Here is a 23133-nt window from a genome sequence, read left to right as displayed (position 1 = left end):
CAGGGTACTCGCGGCATTCGCGACGTGGTGGAGCGATCCGCACAGAGCGTCCAGGCTTTGGATAGTCGCATGGGCGAGATTGGCCAGATCGTCGCGCTGATCAGTGATATCACCACGCAAACCAATCTGCTGGCGCTCAATGCCGCCATCGAGGCGGCGCGAGCCGGTGAGCATGGACGGGGCTTTGCCGTGGTGGCAGGCGAAGTGCGTAGCCTGGCCCAACGCACGGCCAGCGCTGCAGAAGATATCCGACGACTGGTCGACAGCTTGCAGGGGCAGACGCGTGATGCCGTCGCGTTCATGGAAGGGGGCGTTGGCAATGTCGATACCAGCCTGCGCCTGGCCGAGCAAGGTAGCGCGGAAAATCAGCAGCTGCAGGCAGCCGTGGAACGCATGTTCCTAGTTATCGGCCGGCTCAACCAGCGCAGTCTCGAGTATGGCCAGGGCATCAGTGCCATGCAGCAGGGTACGCAGCACATGGCCGAGGTGCTCGGCCTGCTGCAACACAGCAGCGAGGGAGTACAGTCCAGCGCCGGGCAATTGCGTGAACAGGTGGCGGCGTTCAAGGTGAGTGGTGGGCGTAGTTGATGCGTCCTTGCAAAATGCTGGCCAGGTTCTCAGTATTCGGCTATGATGCGCGCCGGCTCCGCAGCGGGGCCGTCGTTCAGGTAGTGCATCACCTCGAGGCCAGGCTTCGACTGCAGCTCCGCAATGCGGGCTATCCTTGACGTTTCATCCAATCCATTACGCGTTCTCGCAATTACTCGCAGACCAAGCTGCCTGGGTGACCTTCGGGTCTTACACGGCTGATGCAGCTTGCTCATGGGTCATTGCGGATGCACATGAGGCAGACCCATGACCCAGGAAATCGGCGGCTTCGCCGCGCTCGGCATTCATCCCTCCGTACTGGCGGCAGTCACTGCCGTAGGCTACGAAGAACCTTCCCCCATCCAGGCCCAGGCCATTCCGGTAATCCTTGGCGGTCACGACATGATCGGCCAGGCACAGACCGGTACCGGCAAAACCGCGGCGTTTGCCCTGCCGATTCTTTCGAAGATCGATCCGGCGCGCCGCGAGCCGCAGGCCGTCATCCTCGCGCCAACCCGCGAACTGGCCCTGCAAGTGGCTACCGCTTTTGAAACCTATGCCAAGCAATTGCCGGGTGTAAGCGTGGTGGCGGTGTACGGTGGGGCGCCCATGGGGCCGCAACTCAAAGCCCTGCGTATGGGCGCACAGGTCATCGTGGCCACGCCGGGCCGCCTGGTCGACCACCTCGGCCGCAACGACCAGCTGCTCTCGACCATCCGTATGATGGTGCTCGACGAAGCCGATGAAATGCTCAAGCTGGGCTTTATGGATGACCTGGAAGTGATCTTCCAGGCCATGCCGGAAAGCCGTCAGAGTGTGCTGTTCTCCGCCACGCTGCCGCATTCGATCCGCGCCATTGCCGAGAAGCACCTGCGCGAGCCGCAGCATATCAAGATCGCCGCCAAGACCCAGACCGTAGCGCGTATCGAGCAGGCGCACCTGATGGTGCATGCCGACCAGAAAGTAGCGGCGGTTTGCCGTTTGCTGGAAGTCGAGGATTTCGACGCACTGATTGCGTTCGTGCGTACCAAGCAGGCTACGCTCGACCTGGCCAGCGCCCTGGAAGCCAAAGGCTACAAGGCGGCGGCCCTGAATGGCGATATCGCCCAGAACCAGCGTGAGCGGGTCATCGAATCGCTCAAAGATGGTCGTCTGGACATCGTGGTTGCCACTGACGTGGCGGCCCGTGGTATCGACGTACCGCGCATTACTCATGTACTCAACGTCGATATGCCTTATGACCCGGAGTCCTACGTGCATCGTATCGGCCGTACCGGCCGGGCAGGCCGCGAAGGTCGTGCCCTGCTGCTGGTGACGCCTCGTGAGCGGCGCATGCTGCAGGTCATCGAGCGGGTAACCGGACAGAAAGTCGGTGAGGTCAAGCTGCCGACCCCGCAGCAGGTGCTGGATGCGCGTATCCGCAAACTGACCAATGGCCTGGCGCCGCTGGTCAGCGATGCCGAAGGCAGCCACGGCGAACTGTTCGACCGCCTGCTGGGCGATCTGCAGTGCAGTCCGCGTGCCCTCGGCGCTGCGCTGCTGCGCAAGGTGACCAATGGCCAGTCGCTGAGCCTGGCGGAAATCGAGCGTGAGCAGCCGCTGGTGCCGAATGCCGGCCCGCAGCGCGAGCGTCGTGAGCGCGAGCCTTTCGACAGTGCTGCGCCGCGCGAGCGTCGTGCGCCGCTGCCGGTCAGCGAAGGCAAGGCACGTTGCCGCACCGCGCTGGGTACGCGTGACGGTATCGCCGCGAAGAACCTGCTGGGAGCGATCCTCAATGAGGGTGGTTTGCAGCGCGAGGCGATCGGACGTATCCAGATCCGCGAGACCTTCAGCCTGGTCGAGCTGCCGGAAGACGGCCTGGATCGTCTGCTGGGCAAGCTCAAGGATACCCGTGTGGCGGGCAAGGCCCTCAAGCTGCGCCGTTATCGCGAAGACTGAGAGACGTCGATTTGACGCCAGGCAAGCCCCGCTGATGCGGGGCTTGTGCTATCTGCAGAGGTCATCATGAAATTCATCCACCAACGCGAACAACTCAACGAAGGCGATCTGTTGGTCATCCAGTCATCGCAGCCGTGCAATATCCGCCTGATGAATGACGCGAATTTTCGCAGCTTCAAGAACGGCGCCCGGCACAACTACATCGGCGGGGCCTTCGAGCGATTCCCGGCACGCATCCCGGTACCCAGCACGGGGTTCTGGAATATCACCCTGGATACCGTGACGCGCCGGGCGATCAGCGTGACGCGCAAGCCCAAGCTGGAATACAGCATTCGCATTGTGCGGCGCGGTGGCTGACCGCCTGCCCGTTGCACGTTGAGCATGGCTGGATTCGCTGCGCAGGGCGCTGCTCAGTCTGCCGATTCGAGCGGTTTCTCGAGAATCAGCTCGACTCGCCTGTTCTGTGCGCGGCCTGCAGCCTGCTGGTTGTCCGCCAGGGGTTGGGTGTCGGCCATGCCGATGGCTTGCAAGCGGCTACTGGCAATGCCATTGGCCTGCAGGTAGCGCACCACGCTGCCAGCTCGCGCGGCAGAGAGTTCCCAGTTGGACGGATAACGCAGGTTGTGGATCGGTATGCTGTCGGTATGCCCCGCCACGCTGATGCGATGCGGGCTGTGGCGCAACATGCCAAGCAATGGTTGCAGCACGGCGAGGCCTTCCACGCTGAGATCGGCTTGTCCCGGGGCAAAGAGTATCTCGCTACTGACTCGCAGGCTGACGCTTTCGGCGTTGACGATGATTTCCACATCCTTGCCTAGTCCACGGGTATCCAGCCCTTGCAGCAGGTCGTTGTCCTTGGCCGGCGGTATGTCCTCGAGCATGGCTGGCGACTGCTGGACCAGTGGCGCGGCAGGTGAGGGGGCGGAGTCGGCCTCGCGCAGTGCCTGTTTGCCGGCGAAGGCCAGCATGATCACCAGCATCACCAGCAGCAGGGTGAGCATATCCAGATAGACCGTCAGCCAGCCTTCTTCTTCCTGCTGTTCGAAGTGCTGCTCCTCGATGCGCTGGCGCTTGAGTTTGTGCTGGGTGCTGCTATGTGCATTGCGCTCACGGCGCAGGTGCAGGTCCAGTAGCTCCAGGCGACGTTCCAGCTCTGCGGGGGAGCGTGGCGGTGTGGCAGCGGATTCGCTCATGACCAGGCCCTCAGGCTTTTTTGTGGCTAACCCGACGACCGTCATTAATCTCGTCGTGGTAGTGGGCCATGAAGGAATTCAGGGTTTCGCGGATCAGCGCCGGGCTGCGTTTGTTGCTCATCATGGCGATGCCCTGCATGACCATGTTCATCAGCACCACGCGCTGTTCGGTGCGTCGTTCCAGCTTCACGGCGACGGGCTTGAATACCAGGTTGGCCAACAGTACGCCGTAGAACGTGGTCATCAGGGCGATGGCCATTTGCCGACCGATAGCCGTCATGTCGCCATCGCCGAGCAGGAACATCAGGTTGACCAGGCCAACCAGGGTGCCGAGCATGCCGAAGGCCGGGGCATAGCTGGCCATTACCCGGAACAGTTGGGCTTCGGCGTGCTCCTTGGCGCGCAAGCGGGAAATGCGCCATTGCAGCAAATCGAGAATATCCTCCTCGGGGGTCAGGTCGACCACCAGCTGCAGGCCGGTTTTGAGGAATGGGTTGGCGACCTGCTCCAGTTGCTTTTCCACTGCGTTGAGGTTGCCTGACAGCCAGAGGCGGGAGATGGCGACCAGTTCCTCGATGTCTTTTTGCGCGTACAGCCGTTCGTTGCGCAGTACGGTGCCGATCAGGCTGAAAATGCGCAGCACCTCACGCAGCGGATAGCTGATGAAGGTAGCTGCCATGGTGCCGAACAGCACGATGCCCAGGCTGGGATAGTCGAGAAACAGCCAGGGGTCTTCTGCGGAAAACAGCAGGACGCTGGCGAGCAGAGCGATACCGGAAACAATGCCGATCAGGGTTGAAGGATTCATGTCGGTCCATGGCGAGGAAGTCCGCAGCCAGTCTACTCAAGCGCTGCTGGGCTGTCAGTCAAAGCGGTAGATATCCATGCCCAGTGCGGCGTGGCTGAATCCGCGGTGGCAACTGCTGAAACGTTGTCCGGCCGCACAGGCAAAAAACAGCGGCAGCAGGTGTTCTTCGCTGGGATGGTTGCGCACAGCATGAGGCGCTTGCTGGCGATAATCGAGCAGTGCTGGCCGGTCGTAGTCCTCCAGTCGCTGCACCATCCAGTCGCGAAACTGTTCAGCCCAGGGCGCCACGGTCGCTTCGGCATCCTGCCAGTCCAGTTCCTGCAGGTTGTGGGTGATGCTGCCTGAGCCAATCAGCAAGATACCATGTGTGCGCAGCCCGGCCAGGGCCTGGCCGATCTGCCACTGCAGGGCCGGACCACCTGCGCTGGGCAGCGACAGTTGCAGGACCGGGATATCGGCCAGCGGATAGAGCAGGCGCAGGGGTACCCAGACGCCGTGATCGCGTGGTCGCTGAGCATCCAGCGCGCAGGGTAGTCCAGCATCCAGCAGGTGTTGCTGGATGACCAGGGCCAGCTGCGGCGCTCCGGGGGCCGGGTAGTCGAGCGCATAAAGTGCCGGCGGAAAGCCGTGGAAGTCATGCCAGGTCGCCGGCTGAGCGGCACTGCCAAGCAGCAGGCGGCTGCTTTCCCAGTGCGCCGAAACCACCAGCACCGCCTGCGGGCGTGGCAACTGCTGGGCCAGCCTTTGCAGTGCCTGGCCGCTGGCGCCGGGGTGCAGGGCGAGCATGGGCGAACCGTGGGAAATGAACAGGCTGGGCAACATGGCAGGTTCCGCGAATGGTAATACAAGCATGTTGCTGGCTCGGCGCTGTGCGTTCCAGCGTAAAATCCTGGGCGTTTCTATCGAATTTTCAGGAGTGTGGCGTGGAAGAGGCATTCTGGCAGGCGCGCTGGGCGCAAGGGCAAATCGGTTTCCATCTGCAGGAGGTCAATCCCTATCTGCAGCAGCACTGGCCGAGTCTTTCCATCGCACCGGGCAGCCAGGTGCTGGTGCCACTGTGCGGCAAGAGCCTGGATATGGCCTGGCTGGCCGGGCAGGGCCTGCGGGTGCTGGGGGTCGAGCTGGCCGAACGTGCGGTGGAGGATTTCTTTGCCGAACAGGGCCTGCAGCCTGAAGTCGAGCAACAGGGTGTCTTGCGCCTGTATCGTGCGGCCGGGGTGGAAATCTACTGCGGGGACTTCTTTAACGTGCAGGCAGAGCATGTGGCGGGCTGTACGGCGCTGTATGACCGTGCGGCGCTGATCGCCCTGCCCGAGACTATGCGGGCACGTTATGTCGAGCACCTGGCGGCCATCCTGCCCGGCAACTGCCGGGGGTTGCTGGTGAGTCTCGAGTATGCCCAGGAGGAAATGTCGGGCCCGCCTTTCTCGGTGTCGCAGGCTGAGATTGATGCGCGTCTGTCGCCTTACTGGCAGATCGAACTGCTGGCGCGTCACGACGTGCTCAACGAGAACTGGCGCTTTCTGCAGCGCGGCCTGAGCAGCCTGCACGAGAGCATCTATCGCTTGCAGCGTGGTTAAGCGACCCGCCATAACGCATCAGCCCCACGCGAGGTGGGGCTGACGGACTGTGCGAGGGCGCTGTTTAGCCGCGCTGACGCAGGGCTTCGATGCGCTCTTCGAGCGGCGGGTGGGTCATGAACAGGCCGGCCAGGCCGTTTTTCAGGCCGCCATTGATGCCAAAGGCTGCCATGCTGCTGGGCATTTCCACTGGCACGCCCTGTTCGGCGCGCAGGCGCTGCAGGGCAGCGATCATGGCGCCGGTTCCGGCCAGTTGGGCACCGGCTTCGTCGGCCTTGAATTCGCGGCGGCGCGAGAACCACATGACGATGATGCTGGCCAGGATGCCTAGTACCAGCTCGGCGAAGATGGTCGCAACGAAGTAGCCGATGCCATGACCTTCCTCGTTCTTGAGGATCACCTTGTCGACGAAGGTGCCGAAGATGCGCGCGAAGAACATCACGAAGGTGTTCACCACGCCCTGGATCAACGCCAGGGTGACCATGTCGCCATTGGCCACATGGCCGATCTCGTGGGCCAGCACGGCGCGTACTTCGTCGGGCGAGAAACGCTCCAGCAGGCCCTGGCTGACCGCGACCAGGGCGTCGTTCTTGTTCCAGCCGGTGGCGAAGGCATTCGACTCGTAGGCGGGGAAGATACCCACTTCCGGCATCTTGATACCGGCTTCGCGGGACAGTTCCTCAACGGTCTGCAGCAGCCACTGCTCATGGCGGGTACGTGGCTGGGTAATGATCTGCGTGCCGGTGCTCATCTTCGCCATCCACTTGGAGATGAACAGCGAAACCAGCGAGCCGGCGAAGCCAAACACCGCGCAGAACACCAGCAGGCTGCCGTAATTGGCCCCCGTGAAGCGATCCACGCCGAGCAGTTTGAGGGTGATGCTGGCGATGATCAGCACCGCCAGGTTGGTGGCGAGGAAAATGACGATACGCATCATGATGAGCTACAACTCCTAAAACGAAAGGCACTCTGCCTGTGCGGGCTATATAAGGGCGGTGCCTGGGGCTATTCAAGCCGGCAGCTATTTCAAACTATGTCCCTTGGCCGGGCAAACAGCTGGCTGGCCAGGGCGACCAGGCGTTCGCTGTGCCCGCTGTGCAGGGCAAGGCGTAATTGCTGGGCCAGGCTGCGCTGCACGCGCTGCACGCTGGCCGGCAGCTGTGTGTCGAGTTGTACTTCGGCAACCGGGCTGGCCAGGCGCAGGAAGCCCTTTTCGGTGAGTACCGCCTGATCCAGGGCTTCGCTGCGAATGGTCGATTCGTAGCGCAGGTAGCCTTCCTCCGCCAGCCACAGCAGGGTGCTGAAACACCCCTGGTGACGCTTGCTGGGTAGGCCGAACTCGTCCGGCTCCTCATGGCCGATGAGGTCTTCGACGTACAGGGTGTGCTTGCGCGGAAAAGCCTGGTAGAGCTGCAACAAGCCGCCCGCACAATCCTTGTAGAAGTCGTCGATATGCAGATCCACGTTGATCAGGCCTATTGCTGGTAGGTCTTGAGGAAGTTGCCGATGCGCCCGATAGCCAGCTCCAGTTCATCGACGCGTGGCAGGGTGACCACGCGGAAGTGATCCGGCCACGGCCAGTTGAAGGCCGTACCCTGGACGATCAACAGCTTCTCGGAGAGCAGCAGGTCAAGGACGAATTTCTCGTCGTTGTGGATCGGACAGACCTTGGGGTCGATTTTCGGGAAGGCGTACAGCGCGCCCATGGGTTTCACGCAGCTGACCCCAGGGATGTCGTTGAGCAGTTCCCAGGCGCGGTTGCGTTGCTCAAGAAGACGGCCGCCCGGCAGGACCAGGTCGTTGATGCTCTGGTAGCCGCCCAGTGCGGTCTGGATGGCATGCTGGCTCGGCACGTTGGCACACAGGCGCATGTTGGCGAGGATATCCAGGCCTTCGATGTAGCTCTGTGCCTTGTGCTTGGGACCGGAAATGGCGATCCAGCCGGAGCGGAAGCCGGCTACCCGATAGCTCTTGGATAGGCCGTTGAAGGTCAGGCAGAGCACGTCAGGAGCCAGCGAAGCGGTGCTGATGTGCACGGCTTCATCGTAGAGAATCTTGTCGTAGATCTCGTCGGAGAAGATCACCAGGTTGTGCTGGCGGGCCAGTTCGACGATGTCCAGCAGCAGCTCGCGGGAATACACCGCGCCCGTCGGATTGTTCGGGTTGATCAGGACAATCGCCTTGGTATTGCTGGTGATCTTGGCGCGCATGTCGGCGACATCGGGGAACCAGTCGGCCTGTTCGTCGCACAGGTAATGCACCGGCTTGCCGCCGGCCAGGGCCACGGCGGCGGTCCATAACGGGTAGTCCGGGGCGGGAATCAGCACTTCATCGTTGTTGTTGAGCAGGGCCTGCAGGGCCATGACGATGAGTTCGGACACGCCGTTGCCGAGGTAGATGTCCTCAATGCCGACGCCTTCCACCTGTTTCTGCTGGTAGTACTGCATCACCGCCTTGCGCGCGCTGAACAGCCCTTTGGAATCGCTGTAGCCCTGGGCGGTTGGCAGATTGCGGATGACGTCCTGGAGAATCTCCTCGGGCGCCTCGAAACCGAACGGTGCCGGGTTGCCAATATTCAGCTTGAGGATGCGCTGACCTTCTTCCTCCAGACGCTTGGCGTGCTTGAGCACCGGCCCGCGAATGTCGTAGCAGACATTGGCAAGTTTGTTCGATTTGCTGACCTGCATGATCTGAAGATTCCCGAAGGTAAAGGGGCTGCCGCCAGTGCAGCCGGATAATGTGCAAGCGCCGCAGGGACTGGCCAGTGGCGGGGCAGGCATGATACGACTGGGCCGTTGTCGGGAAAAGGCCGGGCCCAGGGTTTTTCTGTGTACTGGCGGGCAATGTACGGGCAGAGGAGATGCAGATGAGCAAGATCAACCGCAGCGATGCGGAGTGGCGTGCCGTGCTTAGCGCTGAGCAGTATGCGGTGTGCCGCCAAGGCGGTACCGAGCGGCCATTCAGTGGTGCCTATTACCGTTGCCCGGGGCCCGGGCAGTTCCTCTGCGTGTGTTGCCACACGCCACTGTTCGATGCCGCTTGCCAGTTCGATGCCGGTTGCGGCTGGCCGAGCTACTGGCAGCCGCTGGCGGCAGAGCGGCTGCGTGAGCTAACCGATACCAGCCATGGCATGTTGCGCACCGAAGTGCGCTGTGCCGCCTGTGATGCCCACCTGGGACATGTCTTCGATGACGGCCCGCCGCCCACCGGGCTGCGCTATTGCATCAACTCGGTGGCCTTGCAATGGCGTGCGGCTGATTAGAACACGCCCTGGCTGCGCAGGTAGTCGTCATAGCTGCCGCTGAAGTCGGTCACGCCGTTTTCCGACAGCTCGATGATGCGCGTGGCCAGCGAGCTGACGAACTCGCGGTCGTGGCTGACGAAGATCAGTGTGCCCGGGTAGTTCTCCAGCGCCAGGTTGAGTGCCTCGATGGATTCCATGTCCAGGTGGTTGGTCGGTTCGTCCATCACCAGCACGTTGGGCTTCTGACAGGCCAGCTTGCCGAACAGCATGCGCCCCTGTTCACCACCGGAGAGGACCTTGACCGACTTCTGGATCTCGTCGGAGGAGAACAGCATGCGGCCGAGTGCGGCACGGATGTTCTGTTCGCCACTGGTCCACTGACCCATCCACTCGAACAGGCTGTCGTCGGCCTCGAAGTCGTGGGCGTGGTCCTGGGCGTAGTAGCCGACCTCGGCGCTGTCGGTCCACTTCACGCTGCCGGCATCCGGTTGCAGTTCGCCGACCAGGGTGCGCAGCAGGGTAGTCTTGCCGATGCCGTTGGGGCCGATGATCGCCACACGCTCGCCGGCTTCAACGGTAAAGCTGAAGTTCTTGAACAGCACTTTGTCGTCGAAGGCCTTGGACAGCTTCTCGATGGTCACCGCCTGACGGTGCAGCTTCTTGTTCTGGTCGAAGCGGATGAACGGGCTGACGCGGCTCGACGGCTTGACCTCTTCCAGCTGGATCTTGTCGATCTGCTTGGCGCGGCTGGTGGCCTGCTTGGCCTTTGAGGCGTTGGCCGAGAAGCGGCTGACGAAGGTCTGCAGCTCGGCGATCTGCGCCTTCTTCTTGGCGTTGTCGGAGAGCAGGCGCTCGCGGGCCTGGGTGGCGGCGGTCATGTACTCGTCGTAGTTGCCGGGGAACAGGCGCAGCTCGCCGTAGTCCAGGTCGGCCATGTGGGTGCACACGCTGTTCAGGAAGTGGCGGTCGTGGGAAATGATGATCATGGTGCTGTTGCGCGCCGTGAGGATGTTTTCCAGCCAGCGGATGGTGTTGATGTCCAGGTGGTTGGTCGGCTCGTCGAGCAGCAGTACATCGGGGTCGGCAAACAGCGCCTGGGCGAGCAGCACGCGCAGTTTCCAGCCGGGGGCCACTTCGCTCATCGGGCCGAAGTGCTGTTCCAGCGGGATACCCAGGCCGAGGAGCAGTTCGCCAGCGCGCGATTCGGCGGTATAGCCGTCCATTTCGGCGAACTCGCCTTCCAGTTCGCCGACTTTCATCCCGTCTTCTTCGCTCATTTCCGGCAGCGAATAGATGCGGTCACGTTCGGCCTTGACCGTCCACAGTTGCTCATGGCCCATGATCACCGTGTCGATCACGCTGAACTGTTCATAGGCAAACTGATCCTGGCGCAGCTTGCCCAGACGCACGTTGGGTTCCAGCATCACCTGGCCGGCCGAGGGCTCCAGGTCGCCACCGAGGATCTTCATGAAGGTCGACTTGCCACAGCCGTTGGCACCGATCAGGCCGTAGCGGTTGCCGTTGCCGAACTTGACGGAAACGTTCTCGAACAGCGGCTTGGCGCCGAACTGCATGGTGATGTTGGCGGTGGAGATCAAGGCAAAAATCCTGCAGGCAAGGGCGCGGAGCGCAAAAAGGGCGCGATTGTAGCGCTTTGTCGCGCGCCTGGCACGGCAGGATGTGTCAGGGGTAGTCGATGGCCACGATATACCAGGTGCGCAGGCCGCCCGGAGCCTGTACCTGCACTTCGGCATCCAGAGGCTTGCCGAGCAGCGAGCGGGCCAGGGGCGAGTCGATGCTGATCAGGTTGAGGCGCAGATCCAGCTCGTCAGGGCCGACGATGCGGTAGCGCTGTTGTTCACCGTCTTCGTCTTCCAGGGTTACCCAGGCACCGAAATACACCTTGCCGGTGTCGCTGGGGCGGCTGTCGACTACCTGGAGCTTTTCCAGGCGTTTGCTGAGAAAGCGCACGCGGCTGTCGATTTCCCGCAGCATCTTCTTGCCATAGGTGTATTCGGCATTTTCCGAGCGGTCGCCCTGGGCGGCGGCTTCGCTCACCGCCTGGGTGACTTGCGGACGGCGCACATGCCACAGCTCATGCAGCTCGGCACGCAGGCGCGCCTCGCCCTCAGGGGTGATCAGGGCGGTGCCGGCAGGGCGTGGTGGGCGGTAACGACTCATCGGGGGTTCACTGCTATTGGCCGCGCAATACGCTGAGCGGCGTGGCCTTGAGGGTTTCACGGGTAGCCAGGACGCCTACGCTAGCGATCAGCGCGGCGCCGAGCAAGGGCAGCAGCAACAGCCAGGGATGCGGCTGCCAGTGCAGGTCGAGCACCTGGGTGTAGAGCAGCGCGCTGACCAGCTCGCAGCCCAATGCCGCAAGCAGGCCGCTGAGTCCGCCGAGCAGGGCGAATTCGCGGCGCCGGGCCTGCAGCAGCAGGCGCCTTTCCGCGCCCAGCGCGCGCAGCAGCGCCGACTGCCGGGTGCGCTCGTCGAGGGTAGCCTGTAGTCCGGCCAGTACGACCGCCAGGCCGGCGGCGAGGACGAAGAGCAGGACGAACTCCACGGCCAGGCTGACCTGGGCAAGAATGCTGCGTAGCTGATCGAGGATTGCCTCGATGGGCAGCAGGGTAACCCCGGGGAACTGGCGGGCTAGAGGCAGTAACTGGTCAGCCTGCGCACTGGGCAGGTAGAAGCTGGTGATGTAGCTGGCGCTGTGCTGCTGCATGCCGCGCGGGTCGAAGATGACGAAGAAGTTGGGTTGGAAACTGTCCCAGTCGACCGTGCGCAGGCTGCTGACCTGCCGGGTGATCTCGCGGCCGGCCAGGTTGAAGGTCAGTTGGTCGCCCAGCGCAATGCCCAGGCTGCTGGCCAGCTCGGCTTCCAGGGATACGCCCAGGCCCTGGGTGTCGGCCTCGTCCCACCAGCTGCCCGCGGTGATCTGGTTGCCACTGGGCAGTTCGGCACTCCAGGTCAGGTTGAGATCGCGGCGGGTGGCGCGCTCACCACGGCTGTCTGCCTCGACCTGATGGGCCACCGGCTGCTGGTTGATGGCTACCAGGCGCCCCGGCAGCATCGGGTAGAGCGGACTGGATTCGGCCTTGAGTTGCTGCAGGGCATTTGCCCAGGCCTGCCGCTCGGCGGGTTGGATGTTCAGGGCAAAGTGGTTGGCGGTGCGTTCGGGTAGTTGCGCTTGCCAGGTGTCCAGCAGTTCGCCGCGTAGCAGGGCAACCAGGGCCATGACCAACAGGATCAGGCCGAAGGCGAGCATTTGTCCGGCGGCAGCCAGTGGCTGACGGAGCAGTTGGCCCAGCCCCAGGCGCCAGGCCAGGCTGGCCTTGTGCAACAGGCGCCGCAGGTTGCGCAAGCCGAGCAGCAACAGCCCGCCGAGCAGCAGGCAGGCCAACAGGCCGCCACCGAGCAGGCTGAGGGTGAGCGCCAGATCGAGGCTTAGTCGCCACATGATCAGGCCGAGTGCCAGCAGCGCGCAGGCGTATACCAGCACCGCGCGCATGGCCAGGGGTTGCAAGTCGCTGCGCAGCACGCGCAGGGGTGGCACGCGGCCCAGCGCGGCCAGCGGCGGCAGGGCAAAGCCGGCCAGGGCCACCAGCCCGGTGGCAACCCCGGCCAGCAGGGGGTGTACGCCCGCCGCCGGAAGCTCGGCCGGCAGCAGGCCGGCGAGCAGGTGCAGCAGCAGCAGATGGCCAAACCAGCCGAGCAGGGCGCCGAGTAGGCTGGCCAGCAGACCCAGTACTGCCAGCTGCATGCCATATAGGTAGAGGGTTTCCCGTGCGCTCAGGCCCAGACAACGGAGCAGGGCGCTGGCGTCGAAACGGCGCCGCGCATAGCGGTTGGCGGACAGGGCCACAGCGACTCCGGCCAAAAGTACCGCGGCCAGGCTGGACAGGTTGAGGTAGCGCTCGGCGCGTTGCAGCGCCTTGCCTACCTGGCTGTTGCCATCGCGCGCATCCAGCAGGCGCTGCTGTGGCAGTAACTGGCCCTGCAGACTGTCGCGCAGGGCGGCCAGTTGTTCAGGATTGCCCTGCCAGAGCAGGCGGTAACGTACCCGACTACCCGGCTGGATGATCTGCGTGGCGGCCAGATCATCCAGGTGCATGAGCAGGCGCGGCGTCAGGCTGTAGAAGTCGCTGGAGCGATCCGGCTCATGGGTCAGTACTCGGCTGATACGCAGGCGATGCTGGCCGAGCTCCACGCTGTCACCCACGGCCAGGCCCAGCGCGAGCAACAGGCGCGGCTCGGCCCAGGCTTCGCCGGGCAGCGGGCCGTCGCCAGGTTGCTCTTCGGCAAACGGGCTGGCGGCGCTTTTCAGCTCGCCACGCAGCGGATAGGGATTGTCCACCGCCTTGACGCTGGCCAGTTGTACGGCCTCCTCGCCGATCAGCACGCTGGCGAACTCGACGCTTTGCGCCTGGCGCAGGCCCAGCCGGACGGCGCTGTCGCGCTGTGCCTGAGTGGCCGGCAGCGAACTGTCGAGCACCAGGTCGGCGGCAAGAAATTCGCTGGCGCGCAGCAGCATGGCGTCATTCAACCGCTGGCTGAGATAGCCGATCGAACTGCTGGCCGCTACGGCGATGAGCAGGGCGATTAGCAGGGTACGCAACTCGGCAGCCCGGCGTTCACGCCACAGTTGGCGCAAGGCCAGGCGCAGCAGGCTGGACAGTGACAGGCGACGCATCAGTGAGTGTCCTGCAACAGGCGGCCATCCTGCAGGTGCAGCTGGTGCTGGCAGCGTGCGGCCAGGCGCTGGTCGTGGGTGACCAGTACCAGGGTGGTGCCGTGCTCACGGTTGAGGGCGAACATCAGCTCGCAGATATGCGCGCCGGTGTGGTCGTCGAGATTGCCGGTCGGTTCGTCGGCAAACAGGATGTCCGGCTCGGCGGCAAAGGCCCGGGCCAAGGCTACACGTTGCTGTTCGCCGCCGGAGAGTTGCCGAGGATAGTGATGCAGGCGCTGGCCCAGGCCGACTCGCTCAAGCAGTGCGCGGGCCTGCTGGCGGGGATTGGCGTGGCCTTCCAGCTCCAGGGGCAGCATGACGTTTTCCAGCGCGCTGAGGCTGTCGAGCAGCTGGAAAGACTGGAAAACGAAGCCGACGTGCTCGGCGCGCACCTTGGCCCGCTGGTCTTCGTCGAGGTGTGTCAGTTCATGGCCGGCCAGTCGTACGCTGCCGCTGCTGGGGTTGTCCAGCCCGGCCAGCAGGCCCAGCAGGGTGGACTTGCCCGAGCCGGAACGACCGAGCAGGGCCAGGCTTTCGCCGCGTGTCAGGTCCAGGTCGATGTCGTGCAGGATGGTCAGTTCACCTTCCGCGCTGCCGACCACTTTGCTAAGGTGCCGCGCACTGAGAATACTTGAGCTCATGGGGTGTCCGATGCGTGCCTGGTTGATCCGCAGTTGCCTGGTTCTGTTGCTGTGCACGGGAAATGCACTGGCCGGCACCCTGCTGGTTGTTGGCGATAGTATCAGCGCCGCTTTTGGCATGGATACCGCCGAGGGTTGGGTGGCTTTGCTGGAAAAGCGCCTGGCCGAGCAGGGCTATGTGCACCGCGTGGTGAATGCCTCGGTGAGCGGCGAGACCAGTGCTGGCGGGGCTTCGCGGCTGCCGACGCTGCTCGCCGAACACCGCCCGAGTCATGTGCTGATCGAGCTGGGAGGCAACGATGGGCTGCGTGGTCAGTCCCTCGAACAATTGCAACAGAATCTTGCCGGGATGGTCGAGAAAAGCCAGGCCGCCGGTGCCAAGGTGCTGTTGCTGGGTATGCAGTTGCCGCCCAACTACGGGCCGCGTTATACCCAGGCGTTCGCCGCCGTCTATCCGGCGCTGGGTGAGCGTTACCGCGTGCCGGTACTGCCGTTCCTGCTGGAAGGCGTGGGTGGTCAGGCCGAGCTGATGCAGGCTGATGGCATTCATCCGCGCAGCAGCGCACAGCCGCGCCTGCTGGAGAATGTCTGGCCGCTGCTGCAGCCGCTGCTGTAACGGACGGTTGTCATGTCACGTCGGGTCTGGTCGCTACACGCCTACTACCTGCTGCTACCCGGCGAGCAGCTGGATCTGTTCGCCTGCCAGGAAGTCCGTGTGCACTTGCTCGCTCGCCAGCTGGCGCTGGATAGCCAGGTCGACCATACCTTGTGCGGCGGTTTGTTGCCGGCCCAGCCCAGCTATCGTCTGCTGGATGCTGCCGATCTGCGTGATCGTCGGCTATGTCCGCTCTGCCTGCAACGCCTGCAGGCGCAGAGGCGCGGCGAGCTTCCCCTGTAGCCGGGAAGCGTTACCTGATGTGATAGCCACTGGCGTGGCGTAGAGGCACGTGTACAATTCGCCGCATCAATCTTTCTTGAGGATTCACCCGCCATGTCGCTGCGTTTGCGCGCTGTCGCCCGCTATTTGCCACTTTCCGCTCTGGCACTGAGCACATCGCTGGCAGCCCTGGAGCTGCCCTTGCCGCCCCCGGGTGAAGACATTGTCGGCCAGGTCCAGGTGATCAAGGCCAAGTACGAAGATACCTTTGCCGACCTGGGCAAGGTGCATGACCTCGGCTACCTGGAGATGGTTGCCGCCAATCCCGGGGTGGATGCCTGGTTGCCGGGCGAGGGAACCGAGATCATCCTGCCGACGCGCTACATCCTGCCGCCGGGGCCGCGTGAGGGGGTTGTCATCAACCTCGCTGAGTACCGCCTGTATTACTACCCACCGGGTGGCAAGGTAGTACACACCTTCCCGCTGGGTATCGGTCGCGAAGGCTGGGGTTCGCCGGTGGCCAACACCACCATTACCGGCAAAGTACCCAATCCCGGCTGGACACCGCCCAAGTCGATTCTGGAAGAGCATGCGGCCAACGGTGATCCGCTGCCCAGCTATGTGCCGCCGGGGCCGAACAATCCGCTGGGGCCGTTCAAGTTCAATCTTGGTGTGCCGGGTTACCTGATTCATGGTTCGAACAAGAAGTTCGGTATCGGCATGCGGGTCAGTCATGGTTGCTTCCGCATGTACAACCATAACGTGCTGAAACTGGCGGACATGGTGCCGGTAGGGACCAAGTTGCGCATCATCGATGAGCCCTACAAGTTTGGGGTAAGTGGCGGCAAGCTGTATCTCGAGGCCCATGCGCCGCTGGATGATCAGGGCGTGCCCTCGGTTGTCGACAAGCATGCTGCGGTGATCAATGCGCTGCTCAAGCGTGAAGATCTGGCGGCCAATGTGCGCATGGATTGGGAAGTGGTACGTGAGGTCGTGGCAGCCGAGGACGGCCTGCCGGTGGAAATCGCCGAGCCGCGTGAGGCGATTGCCAGCAACGATGTGCAGTTGCCTTACTGAATCCGCTGTTTAACCCGCTGTTTAACCCGCTGTCACACCCCGCCAGTGCTCACTGCGCGGGGTGTTTTTTTATCCGCAAGTAGCTGGAAAAAAGAAACCCCGCCGAAGCGGGGTTTCTTTTGCCTAACGGATGAGTCTTAGACCTGTACGCTCGGGATGATCGCTTTGGCCGCGGCGTCGCGGTACTCGGCGATCTGGTCGAAGCTCAGGTAGCGGTAAACGTCGGCAGCCATGCTGTCGATGTTCTTCGCGTACTCCATGTACTCCTCGACGGTCGGCAGCTTGCCGATGATCGAAGCGACCGCGGCCAGTTCGGCAGAAGCCAGGTACACGTTGGTGGCGTCGCCCAGACGGTTGGGGAAGTTGCGGGTCGAGGTGGAGACCACGGTCGAACCGGTCTGTACGCGAGCCTGGTTACCCATGCACAGCGAGCAGCCCGGCATTTCCATGCGCGCGCCAGCCTTGCCGTAGATGCCGTAGTAGCCTTCCTCGGTCAGTTGGTGAGCGTCCATCTTGGTCGGCGGAGCCAGCCACAGACGGGTCGGAATGCCACCCTTGACCTTGTCCAGCAGCTTACCGGCAGCGCGGAAGTGACCGATGTTGGTCATGCACGAACCGATGAACACTTCGTCGATCTTCTCACCGGCAACGGTGGACAGCAGACGGGCGTCATCCGGATCGTTCGGTGCGCAGAGTACCGGTTCCTTCACGTCGGCCAGATCGATTTCGATCACGGCGGCGTACTCGGCGTCGTTGTCGGCTTCCAGCAGTTGCGGGTTGGCCAGCCAGGCTTCCATCGCCTTGGCGCGACGCTCCAGAGTACGGGCATCGCCGTAGCCTTCGCCGATCATCCAGCGCAGCATGGTGATGTTGGACTTCAGGTACTCGGCGATGGCGCTTTCCGGCAGCTTGATGGTGCAACCGGCAGCGGAACGCTCGGCCGAGGCGTCGGACAGCTCGAAGGCCTGTTCAACGGTCAGGTCGTTCAGACCTTCGATCTCGAGGATGCGGCCGGAGAAGATGTTCTTCTTGCCTTTCTTCTCGACGGTCAGCAGGCCAGCCTGGATCGCGTAGTAAGGGATGGCATGAACCAGGTCACGCAGGGTGATGCCCGGCTGCAGTTTGCCCTTGAAGCGCACCAGTACCGACTCCGGCATGTCCAGCGGCATCACGCCGGTGGCAGCGGCGAAGGCTACCAGGCCCGAACCGGCCGGGAAGGAGATGCCCATCGGGAAGCGGGTGTGCGAGTCGCCACCGGTACCGACGGTATCCGGCAGCAGCATGCGGTTCAGCCAGCTGTGGATGATGCCGTCGCCCGGACGCAGGGATACACCGCCGCGGGTCATGATGAAGTCCGGCAGGGTGTGGTGGGTGGTGACGTCGATCGGCTTCGGATAGGCCGCGGTGTGGCAGAAGGACTGCATCACCAGATCGGCGGAGAAGCCCAGGCAAGCCAGGTCTTTCAGCTCGTCACGGGTCATCGGGCCGGTGGTGTCCTGGGAACCGACGGTGGTCATCTTCGGTTCGCAGTAGGTGCCCGGACGCACGCCTTTGCCTTCCGGCAGGCCGCAGGCGCGACCGACCATCTTCTGCGCCAGGGTGAAGCCTTTGCCGCTGTCGGCCGGAGCTTCCGGCTTCTTGAACAGGGTGGACGGAGCCAGACCCAGCTCGGCACGGGCCTTCTCGGTCAGACCACGGCCAACGATCAGCGGAATACGGCCGCCAGCGCGGACTTCGTCGAGCAGGACGTCGGTCTTCAGCTGGAAGGTGGTGACCAGCTCGTCGCTGCCGTTGCGGCGCACTTCGCCCTTGATCGGGTAGACGTCGATGACGTCGCCCATGGCCAGGTTGGTGCAGTCGAATTCGATCGGCAGGGCGCCGGCGTCTTCCATGGTGTTGTAGAAGATCGGGGCGATCTTGGTGCCGAAGCAGAAACCACCGGCGCGCTTGTTCGGCACGTTGGGGATGTCGTCGCCGAAGAACCACAGCACCGAGTTGGTGGCGGACTTACGGGAAGAACCGGTACCCACCACGTCACCCACATAGGCAACCGGGAAGCCTTTGGCTTTCAGGGCTTCCATCTGCTTGATCGGGCCGACCGAACCCGGTACGTCCGGGTTGATGCCGTCGCGGGCCATCTTCAGCATGGCCAGAGCGTGCAGCGGGATGTCCGGGCGCGACCAGGCATCGGGTGCCGGCGACAGGTCGTCGGTGTTGGTTTCACCGGTGACCTTGAACACGGTCAGGGTGACTTTTTCCGGCACGGCCGGGCGGTTGGTGAACCACTCGCCGTCAGCCCAGGACTGCATTACGGCCTTGGCGTTGGCATTGCCGGCCTTGGCTTTCTCGGCAACGTCGTGGAAGGCGTCGAACATCAGCAGGGTGTGCTTGAGTTGCGCGGCGGCCACTTCGGCCAGCTCGGCGCTGTCCAGCAGCTCGACCAGGGTGGCGATGTTGTAGCCGCCCTGCATGGTGCCCAGCAGCTCGACGGCGAGGGTCTTGCTGATCAGCGGGGAGGTCGCTTCGCCCTTGGCGACGGCGGACAGGAAGCCAGCCTTGACGTAGGCCGCTTCGTCCACGCCCGGCGGAACACGGTTGGTGATCAGATCGACCAGGAAGGCTTCTTCGCCAGCCGGCGGGTTCTTCAGCAGCTCGACCAGGCCTGCGGTTTGCTCGGCGTTCAGCGGCTGGGGAACGATCCCCAGCGCGGCGCGCTCTTCTACGTGTTTGCGATAGGCTTCAAGCACAGTTTTACCCTCATCAGTGGTCCCAACAGGTTGTCCGGGACGCTCATCCAGGAAGCCTGCACACCCTGCGCCGCAGGGAGATATGAACCCTCAGGCCAGGGTTGCGCAGGTTCCATCCAGAAGAAGCTGTTTTCAAAGTTTTACGCCGCCAGGCGGTTGATGAGGGTTGGCGAGACAGGGACACCCTGCGTCGCCAACGGACTCTGGCGAAAAACTGTGCTCGTGACGCTTTGAAAACAGCTTCGTGCGGACAATTTTGCCTGTCTGCTGCTGCGTCTACCGGCCTGGCAAAGCGAGGTTGCCGGCGTCGGCTGGTGTGTCGGCAGTCAGTCAATGGCGCAACGATTCTACTGGAATCGCCCGGCAAAGTTAAGCGTGGCGCAGGCTCTGGATGGCCGGTCGGGGGTGTCTGGCGGATTATTCCAGAGCGGCTATTCGTGGCTATCTGGAAGTCAACGGTGTTGATCGTGCAGGTTTATGGCGATGCTTGAGTAAGGGGTGTGGTGTTTGTGGCGTGGTCGTTGGCTTAGACAAAGGGCTAAGATGGCGTTTTTTGACAGCCAACCGGGGAGTGTGTGGTATGTCCAGCCTGGCGGTGAAAACACCTTGTGTCGGCCTGTGCTCCACAGTGTATGGCGACCTGGTGTGTCGAGGCTGCAAGCGTTTTTGTCATGAGATCATCGACTGGAACGGCTATCCCAACGAACGCCGCCTGGCTATTTGGCAGCGCCTGGAGCAGTTGCAGGTGCAGGTGCTGGCGAGCAAGTTGCTGATCGTCGACAGCCAGCGCTTGCGTGAGCAGTTGGAAGCGCGGCAGATTCGTTTCGTGGCCGAACAGTCGCCGTATTGCTGGGCTTATCAGTTGTTACGGCGTGGCGCCGGGCGGATGCGCAATCTGCAGGCTTATGGTTTGGCCTTGCAGCCGGCTTTTGCCGGCATGCCGCTCGCTGAGCTGCTGGAGCAGGTAGAGCAGGCATATTTTCAGGCCTCGCTGGCCTGCTACGCGGCACTGATGGAGCAGGCCTGAATATGCTGGCCGTCTATTTGCGACGCCTGCTGGGTAGTCGGCGTACCCGCAGTGGCAATCGTCAGTTGGGGCTGATCCTCGCCGGGGTGGCCGGCGCGATCAACGCCGGAGGCTTTCTGGCAGTACAGCAATACACCTCGCATATGACCGGTATCGTGTCCTCGATGGCTGACAATCTGGTGCTGGGGGCTTATTCGCTGGTGTTGTCTGGACTGGGTGGGTTGCTGTGCTTCCTGTTGGGGGCGATCTGTTCGGCGATGCTGGTGCATTACGCGCGGCGGCGCCGGCGACATAGCGAGTTTGCCTTGCCGTTGCTGCTGGAGGCACTGCTGTTGCTGGGGTTTGGTCTGCTGGGTGCGCGCCTTTCGAGTATCGAAGGGCTGTTTGTGCCGCTGACCGTGATGCTGTTGTGCTTCATCATGGGCTTGCAGAATGCGCTGATTACCAAGCTTTCGCATGCCGAGATTCGTACTACCCACATCACCGGGATCGTCACTGATATCGGTATCGAGTTGGGCAAACTGTTCTACTGGAATCGAACCCAGCTGCCGCCAGGGCGGCGGGTGCAGGCCAATCGCCAGCGGCTGCTGTTGCACAGCGCACTGGCGTTGAGCTTCTTCGTTGGTGGCGTGCTGGGTGCCCTGGGCTTCAAGCACCTGGGCTACAGTGCCACGTTACCACTGGCGCTGTTGCTGGTGATGCTGGCCAGCGTGGCGATGACGGATGACTGGCGTTCGTGGCAGCGCCGTCGCCAGCGCCGCCGTTGACAGGCTGCGTTTAGAAGCGGTCGCGGCGTACGACTTCGTCGAACGGTAGACGTCCCACGCGAGGCTTGTGTTCGACGTTGCGCTTGCCAATCGCCACCATCAGGCCGATCAGATGATTTTCTGGAAGATTGATCAGGCGACCGACAGCCTCGAAGTCAAAGCCGTCCATAGGCACTGAGTCCAGATCCTTGCCGCGGGCGGCGAGCATCAGCGTTTGTGCGACCAGGCCGCAGCTGCGCAGGGCTTCGTCGCGCTGTACTTGCGGTTTGTCGCGGTAATAGCCATCGATAGCGCCGACCATGAACTGTGCAACGTCTTCCGGGGCGCCTTCCCAGACGCGGCTGGCATTGCATTGCCAGCTGTCCACGCGGGCACAGATAACCACCAGCATCGAGGCTTCGCTGACCTGGGCCTGATCCCAGGCTACGGCACGAATTTGTGCGCGCAGTTGCGGGTCCTGGATATCGACCAGGCGGACATGTTGCAGATTGAATGCGGTGGGAGCGAGTAGGGCCAGTTCCAGCAGTTCCTGGCGATCACTGTCGCTCAGCACATACTGGCTGTCATAGCCGCGCACGGCACGGCGGCTACGAATGGCATCAAGCGTATCCATATAAATCTCCGGTAATTCGCGGTTCAGATAGACCGTTTAAGACGGTGCAGATGCTCAACGACATCGGCTGCCCCTGCCAGGCGCAGGCCTTCTCCGAGGGCATTGGCGAGTGGCTGGTTGCGAGGCAGGAGCAGGGCTTCCGGGCCGCCGCTGGCATCGCGCAGACTCAGGCGTGCATAAGGCAGGCCGGTGTCCAGCAGCAAGCCCATGAAGGCAGGGTCGCTCCAGGCTTGTGCCGGCATGGCCAGCATATGGTAATGCAGTTGCAGCTGTTCCAATGCCAGGTCGTCGATATGGTAATGCGCCAGACGCGCTGGCAGCAGTACCGGCAGTTCACGCCGGCGCGCGTAGGCCACCGCGCTAATGAAGGCCTCCAGCTGCTGCTCACCTGCCCAGAACAGCCGTTCGCCACGCCAGTCGGCGCGGAGCAGCTGGATGGGCTCGCCTTGCAGGAAGTGTGGCAAGGGCAGGCACACTGCGCGCAAGAAATCCTTGTAGCTGATGATGCGTACGTTGCGCTGCGGCTTGCTGGCCAGGTAATCCTCGAAGCTGCGTGCCTGCAGGTACACGCTTTCGGCGGCGTTGATGCCGTCGATTTGTCGCAAGTCGACTTCATCCAGGCTGTATTGCTGCAGGGTGACGATGCGGCTGAGGGCGGCGTGGGCTGCGGCCTTATCTTCTTGCACGGGGCCTGACAGGGCGCTGCGTGGCAGGTCGGCCAGGCGCTGCAAGGGCGGGCCGGCCTGCCAGCTGATGCTGTCAGGGTGGCTCGGCAGGGTTTGGAAAGGTAGTTGCAGCTGGCTGGCGCGTTGCAGGATATGCCGTGCCTGGCGCCCACCCACGCCCAAGCGTCCCAGCAGGGTGGCCAGGCGGCTGCTCAGCGGTGCGGACGGTTCGCTCAGGCTCATGGGGGTACGATCAGTGGCCGGCTGTCAGTACAGTGTGGCAGAACTTGCCGCGAGCTGTCTGGCGCTGCGCATGGCGAGTTGTATGCAAGAATGAATCGTTCACCATAAAGGATGCCTCCATGCCCAGCCTGATCCTGGATATCGCCGTGAGTTCCGACCTCTACCTGGCGGTATACCAGGGGCGTGCGAACCGGATATTGCTGCGAAGTCGCGACGGGCGCAAGGTCAGTTTGCCAGCTGCTCGCCTGCAACCCTACCTTACCCATGCCGGTATCCATGGCAGTTTCGAGCTGGAGTTCTCCAGTGACGGCAAGTTGCTGCGCCTGTCGCGTTTGACGGGAGGCTGAGCCAAGCGCGTCGCTTTCCCGGCGCATGGCAAGAAACTATACT

Annotated in this window: 23 protein-coding genes and 1 pseudogene; 11 read left to right on the top strand and 13 right to left on the bottom strand. The window is 63.0% G+C overall.

Annotated elements, in window-relative coordinates:
* Nucleotides 1–78: 78 nt before the first annotated feature.
* From CFY91_RS16390 to CFY91_RS05180, 3 genes and pseudogenes are all read left to right on the top strand, one after another.
* Nucleotides 79–588 (top strand): annotated as a pseudogene (locus CFY91_RS16390) (methyl-accepting chemotaxis protein); the annotation flags it as partial.
* Nucleotides 589–855: 267 nt separating this feature from the next.
* On the top strand, nucleotides 856–2526 hold the full coding sequence (locus CFY91_RS05185; protein WP_093985290.1) for a DEAD/DEAH box helicase: 1671 nt from the start codon (nucleotides 856–858) through the stop codon (nucleotides 2524–2526).
* A 66-nt stretch (nucleotides 2527–2592) separates the two neighbouring features.
* Nucleotides 2593–2883 carry a DUF1883 domain-containing protein gene (locus tag CFY91_RS05180; protein WP_093985289.1) on the top strand — a complete coding sequence of 97 codons (291 nt, stop codon included), beginning with the start codon at nucleotides 2593–2595 and terminating at the stop codon, nucleotides 2881–2883.
* 53 nt (nucleotides 2884–2936) lie between these two features.
* On the opposite strand, the gene CFY91_RS05175 is transcribed toward CFY91_RS05180, so the two are convergent.
* From CFY91_RS05175 to CFY91_RS05165, 3 genes are read right to left on the bottom strand one after another with little or no spacing between them, the layout of a single operon-like run.
* Nucleotides 2937–3719, bottom strand: coding sequence for an OmpA/MotB family protein (locus CFY91_RS05175; protein WP_093985288.1), 783 nt, complete (start codon nucleotides 3717–3719; stop codon nucleotides 2937–2939).
* 10 nt (nucleotides 3720–3729) lie between these two features.
* Nucleotides 3730–4527, bottom strand: coding sequence for a motility protein A (locus CFY91_RS05170; protein WP_093985287.1), 798 nt, complete (start codon nucleotides 4525–4527; stop codon nucleotides 3730–3732).
* A gap of 54 nt (nucleotides 4528–4581) precedes the next feature.
* On the bottom strand, nucleotides 4582–5349 hold the full coding sequence (locus CFY91_RS05165; protein WP_093985286.1) for a DODA-type extradiol aromatic ring-opening family dioxygenase: 768 nt from the start codon (nucleotides 5347–5349) through the stop codon (nucleotides 4582–4584).
* Between the two features lie 101 nt (nucleotides 5350–5450).
* Between CFY91_RS05165 and CFY91_RS05160 the strand changes: the two genes are divergently transcribed.
* The gene (locus CFY91_RS05160; protein WP_093985285.1) at nucleotides 5451–6107 is read left to right on the top strand and encodes a thiopurine S-methyltransferase; all 657 of its coding nucleotides are present in this window, start codon (nucleotides 5451–5453) and stop codon (nucleotides 6105–6107) included.
* A 64-nt stretch (nucleotides 6108–6171) separates the two neighbouring features.
* Here CFY91_RS05160 and htpX read toward each other — a convergent pair whose 3' ends face one another.
* The 3 genes from htpX to CFY91_RS05145 form a co-directional block, all read right to left on the bottom strand.
* A complete protein-coding gene (htpX, locus tag CFY91_RS05155; protein ID WP_093985284.1) occupies nucleotides 6172–7044 on the bottom strand; it encodes a protease HtpX in 873 nt (290 codons plus the stop codon).
* Between the two features lie 89 nt (nucleotides 7045–7133).
* Complete coding sequence (locus CFY91_RS05150) at nucleotides 7134–7571, bottom strand: hypothetical protein (RefSeq protein ID WP_093985283.1); 438 nt, start codon at nucleotides 7569–7571, stop codon at nucleotides 7134–7136.
* 11 nt (nucleotides 7572–7582) lie between these two features.
* Nucleotides 7583–8794 carry a pyridoxal phosphate-dependent aminotransferase gene (locus CFY91_RS05145; RefSeq protein ID WP_093985282.1) on the bottom strand — a complete coding sequence of 404 codons (1212 nt, stop codon included), beginning with the start codon at nucleotides 8792–8794 and terminating at the stop codon, nucleotides 7583–7585.
* A gap of 179 nt (nucleotides 8795–8973) precedes the next feature.
* Between CFY91_RS05145 and msrB the strand changes: the two genes are divergently transcribed.
* The gene (msrB, locus tag CFY91_RS05140) at nucleotides 8974–9369 is read left to right on the top strand and encodes a peptide-methionine (R)-S-oxide reductase MsrB (protein ID WP_093985281.1); all 396 of its coding nucleotides are present in this window, start codon (nucleotides 8974–8976) and stop codon (nucleotides 9367–9369) included.
* On the opposite strand, the gene CFY91_RS05135 is transcribed toward msrB, so the two are convergent.
* From CFY91_RS05135 to CFY91_RS05120, 4 genes are all read right to left on the bottom strand, one after another.
* On the bottom strand, nucleotides 9366–10949 hold the full coding sequence (locus tag CFY91_RS05135; protein ID WP_093985280.1) for an ABC-F family ATPase: 1584 nt from the start codon (nucleotides 10947–10949) through the stop codon (nucleotides 9366–9368). The two genes, msrB and CFY91_RS05135, sit on opposite strands and share 4 nt — an antisense overlap.
* Nucleotides 10950–11034: 85 nt before the next feature.
* Nucleotides 11035–11532 (bottom strand): transcription elongation factor GreB, encoded by a 498-nt coding sequence (gene greB, locus CFY91_RS05130; protein WP_093985279.1) that lies wholly within the window; start codon nucleotides 11530–11532, stop codon nucleotides 11035–11037.
* A 13-nt stretch (nucleotides 11533–11545) separates the two neighbouring features.
* Complete coding sequence (locus tag CFY91_RS05125; RefSeq protein WP_093985278.1) at nucleotides 11546–14047, bottom strand: ABC transporter permease; 2502 nt, start codon at nucleotides 14045–14047, stop codon at nucleotides 11546–11548.
* Nucleotides 14047–14727, bottom strand: a complete 681-nt coding sequence (locus CFY91_RS05120) for an ABC transporter ATP-binding protein (protein WP_093985277.1) — start codon at nucleotides 14725–14727, stop codon at nucleotides 14047–14049. Before CFY91_RS05120 ends, CFY91_RS05125 begins: the two co-directional genes overlap by 1 nt.
* A 10-nt stretch (nucleotides 14728–14737) precedes the next feature.
* Here CFY91_RS05120 and CFY91_RS05115 point away from each other — a divergent pair, with 10 nt between their 5' ends.
* The 3 genes from CFY91_RS05115 (at nucleotide 14738) to CFY91_RS05105 (ending at nucleotide 16681) form a co-directional block, all read left to right on the top strand.
* The gene (locus CFY91_RS05115) at nucleotides 14738–15343 is read left to right on the top strand and encodes an arylesterase (protein WP_093985276.1); all 606 of its coding nucleotides are present in this window, start codon (nucleotides 14738–14740) and stop codon (nucleotides 15341–15343) included.
* A 12-nt stretch (nucleotides 15344–15355) separates the two neighbouring features.
* Nucleotides 15356–15625, top strand: a complete 270-nt coding sequence (locus tag CFY91_RS05110; protein ID WP_093985275.1) for a hypothetical protein — start codon at nucleotides 15356–15358, stop codon at nucleotides 15623–15625.
* A 93-nt stretch (nucleotides 15626–15718) separates the two neighbouring features.
* Complete coding sequence (locus tag CFY91_RS05105) at nucleotides 15719–16681, top strand: L,D-transpeptidase family protein (RefSeq protein WP_093985274.1); 963 nt, start codon at nucleotides 15719–15721, stop codon at nucleotides 16679–16681.
* A gap of 137 nt (nucleotides 16682–16818) precedes the next feature.
* On the opposite strand, the gene acnB is transcribed toward CFY91_RS05105, so the two are convergent.
* Nucleotides 16819–19428: a bifunctional aconitate hydratase 2/2-methylisocitrate dehydratase gene (gene acnB, locus CFY91_RS05100; protein ID WP_093985273.1), complete on the bottom strand. Its 2610-nt coding sequence runs from the start codon at nucleotides 19426–19428 to the stop codon at nucleotides 16819–16821.
* A 580-nt stretch (nucleotides 19429–20008) separates the two neighbouring features.
* On the opposite strand from acnB, the gene CFY91_RS05095 reads away from it, so the two are divergent.
* Entirely contained in the window at nucleotides 20009–20455 is a 447-nt protein-coding gene (locus CFY91_RS05095) for a DUF1289 domain-containing protein (protein ID WP_093985272.1), read from the top strand.
* A gap of 2 nt (nucleotides 20456–20457) precedes the next feature.
* The gene (locus CFY91_RS05090; RefSeq protein ID WP_093985271.1) at nucleotides 20458–21222 is read left to right on the top strand and encodes a YoaK family protein; all 765 of its coding nucleotides are present in this window, start codon (nucleotides 20458–20460) and stop codon (nucleotides 21220–21222) included.
* A gap of 10 nt (nucleotides 21223–21232) precedes the next feature.
* On the opposite strand, the gene CFY91_RS05085 is transcribed toward CFY91_RS05090, so the two are convergent.
* Together CFY91_RS05085 and CFY91_RS05080 are read right to left on the bottom strand one after the other, a co-directional pair.
* Entirely contained in the window at nucleotides 21233–21835 is a 603-nt protein-coding gene (locus CFY91_RS05085; protein WP_093985270.1) for a nitroreductase family protein, read from the bottom strand.
* Between the two features lie 23 nt (nucleotides 21836–21858).
* Nucleotides 21859–22743, bottom strand: coding sequence for a DUF6685 family protein (locus tag CFY91_RS05080; protein WP_093985269.1), 885 nt, complete (start codon nucleotides 22741–22743; stop codon nucleotides 21859–21861).
* A gap of 119 nt (nucleotides 22744–22862) precedes the next feature.
* On the opposite strand from CFY91_RS05080, the gene CFY91_RS05075 reads away from it, so the two are divergent.
* The gene (locus CFY91_RS05075) at nucleotides 22863–23090 is read left to right on the top strand and encodes a DUF2835 domain-containing protein (RefSeq protein ID WP_093985268.1); all 228 of its coding nucleotides are present in this window, start codon (nucleotides 22863–22865) and stop codon (nucleotides 23088–23090) included.
* Nucleotides 23091–23133: the final 43 nt, after the last annotated feature.

Source organism: Pseudomonas fluvialis (assembly GCF_002234375.1).
Lineage (GTDB): Bacteria > Pseudomonadota > Gammaproteobacteria > Pseudomonadales > Pseudomonadaceae > Aquipseudomonas > Aquipseudomonas fluvialis.
The sequence above is the reverse complement of the archived record's forward strand: the minus strand, read 5'-3'. Positions and strand labels throughout refer to the sequence as shown.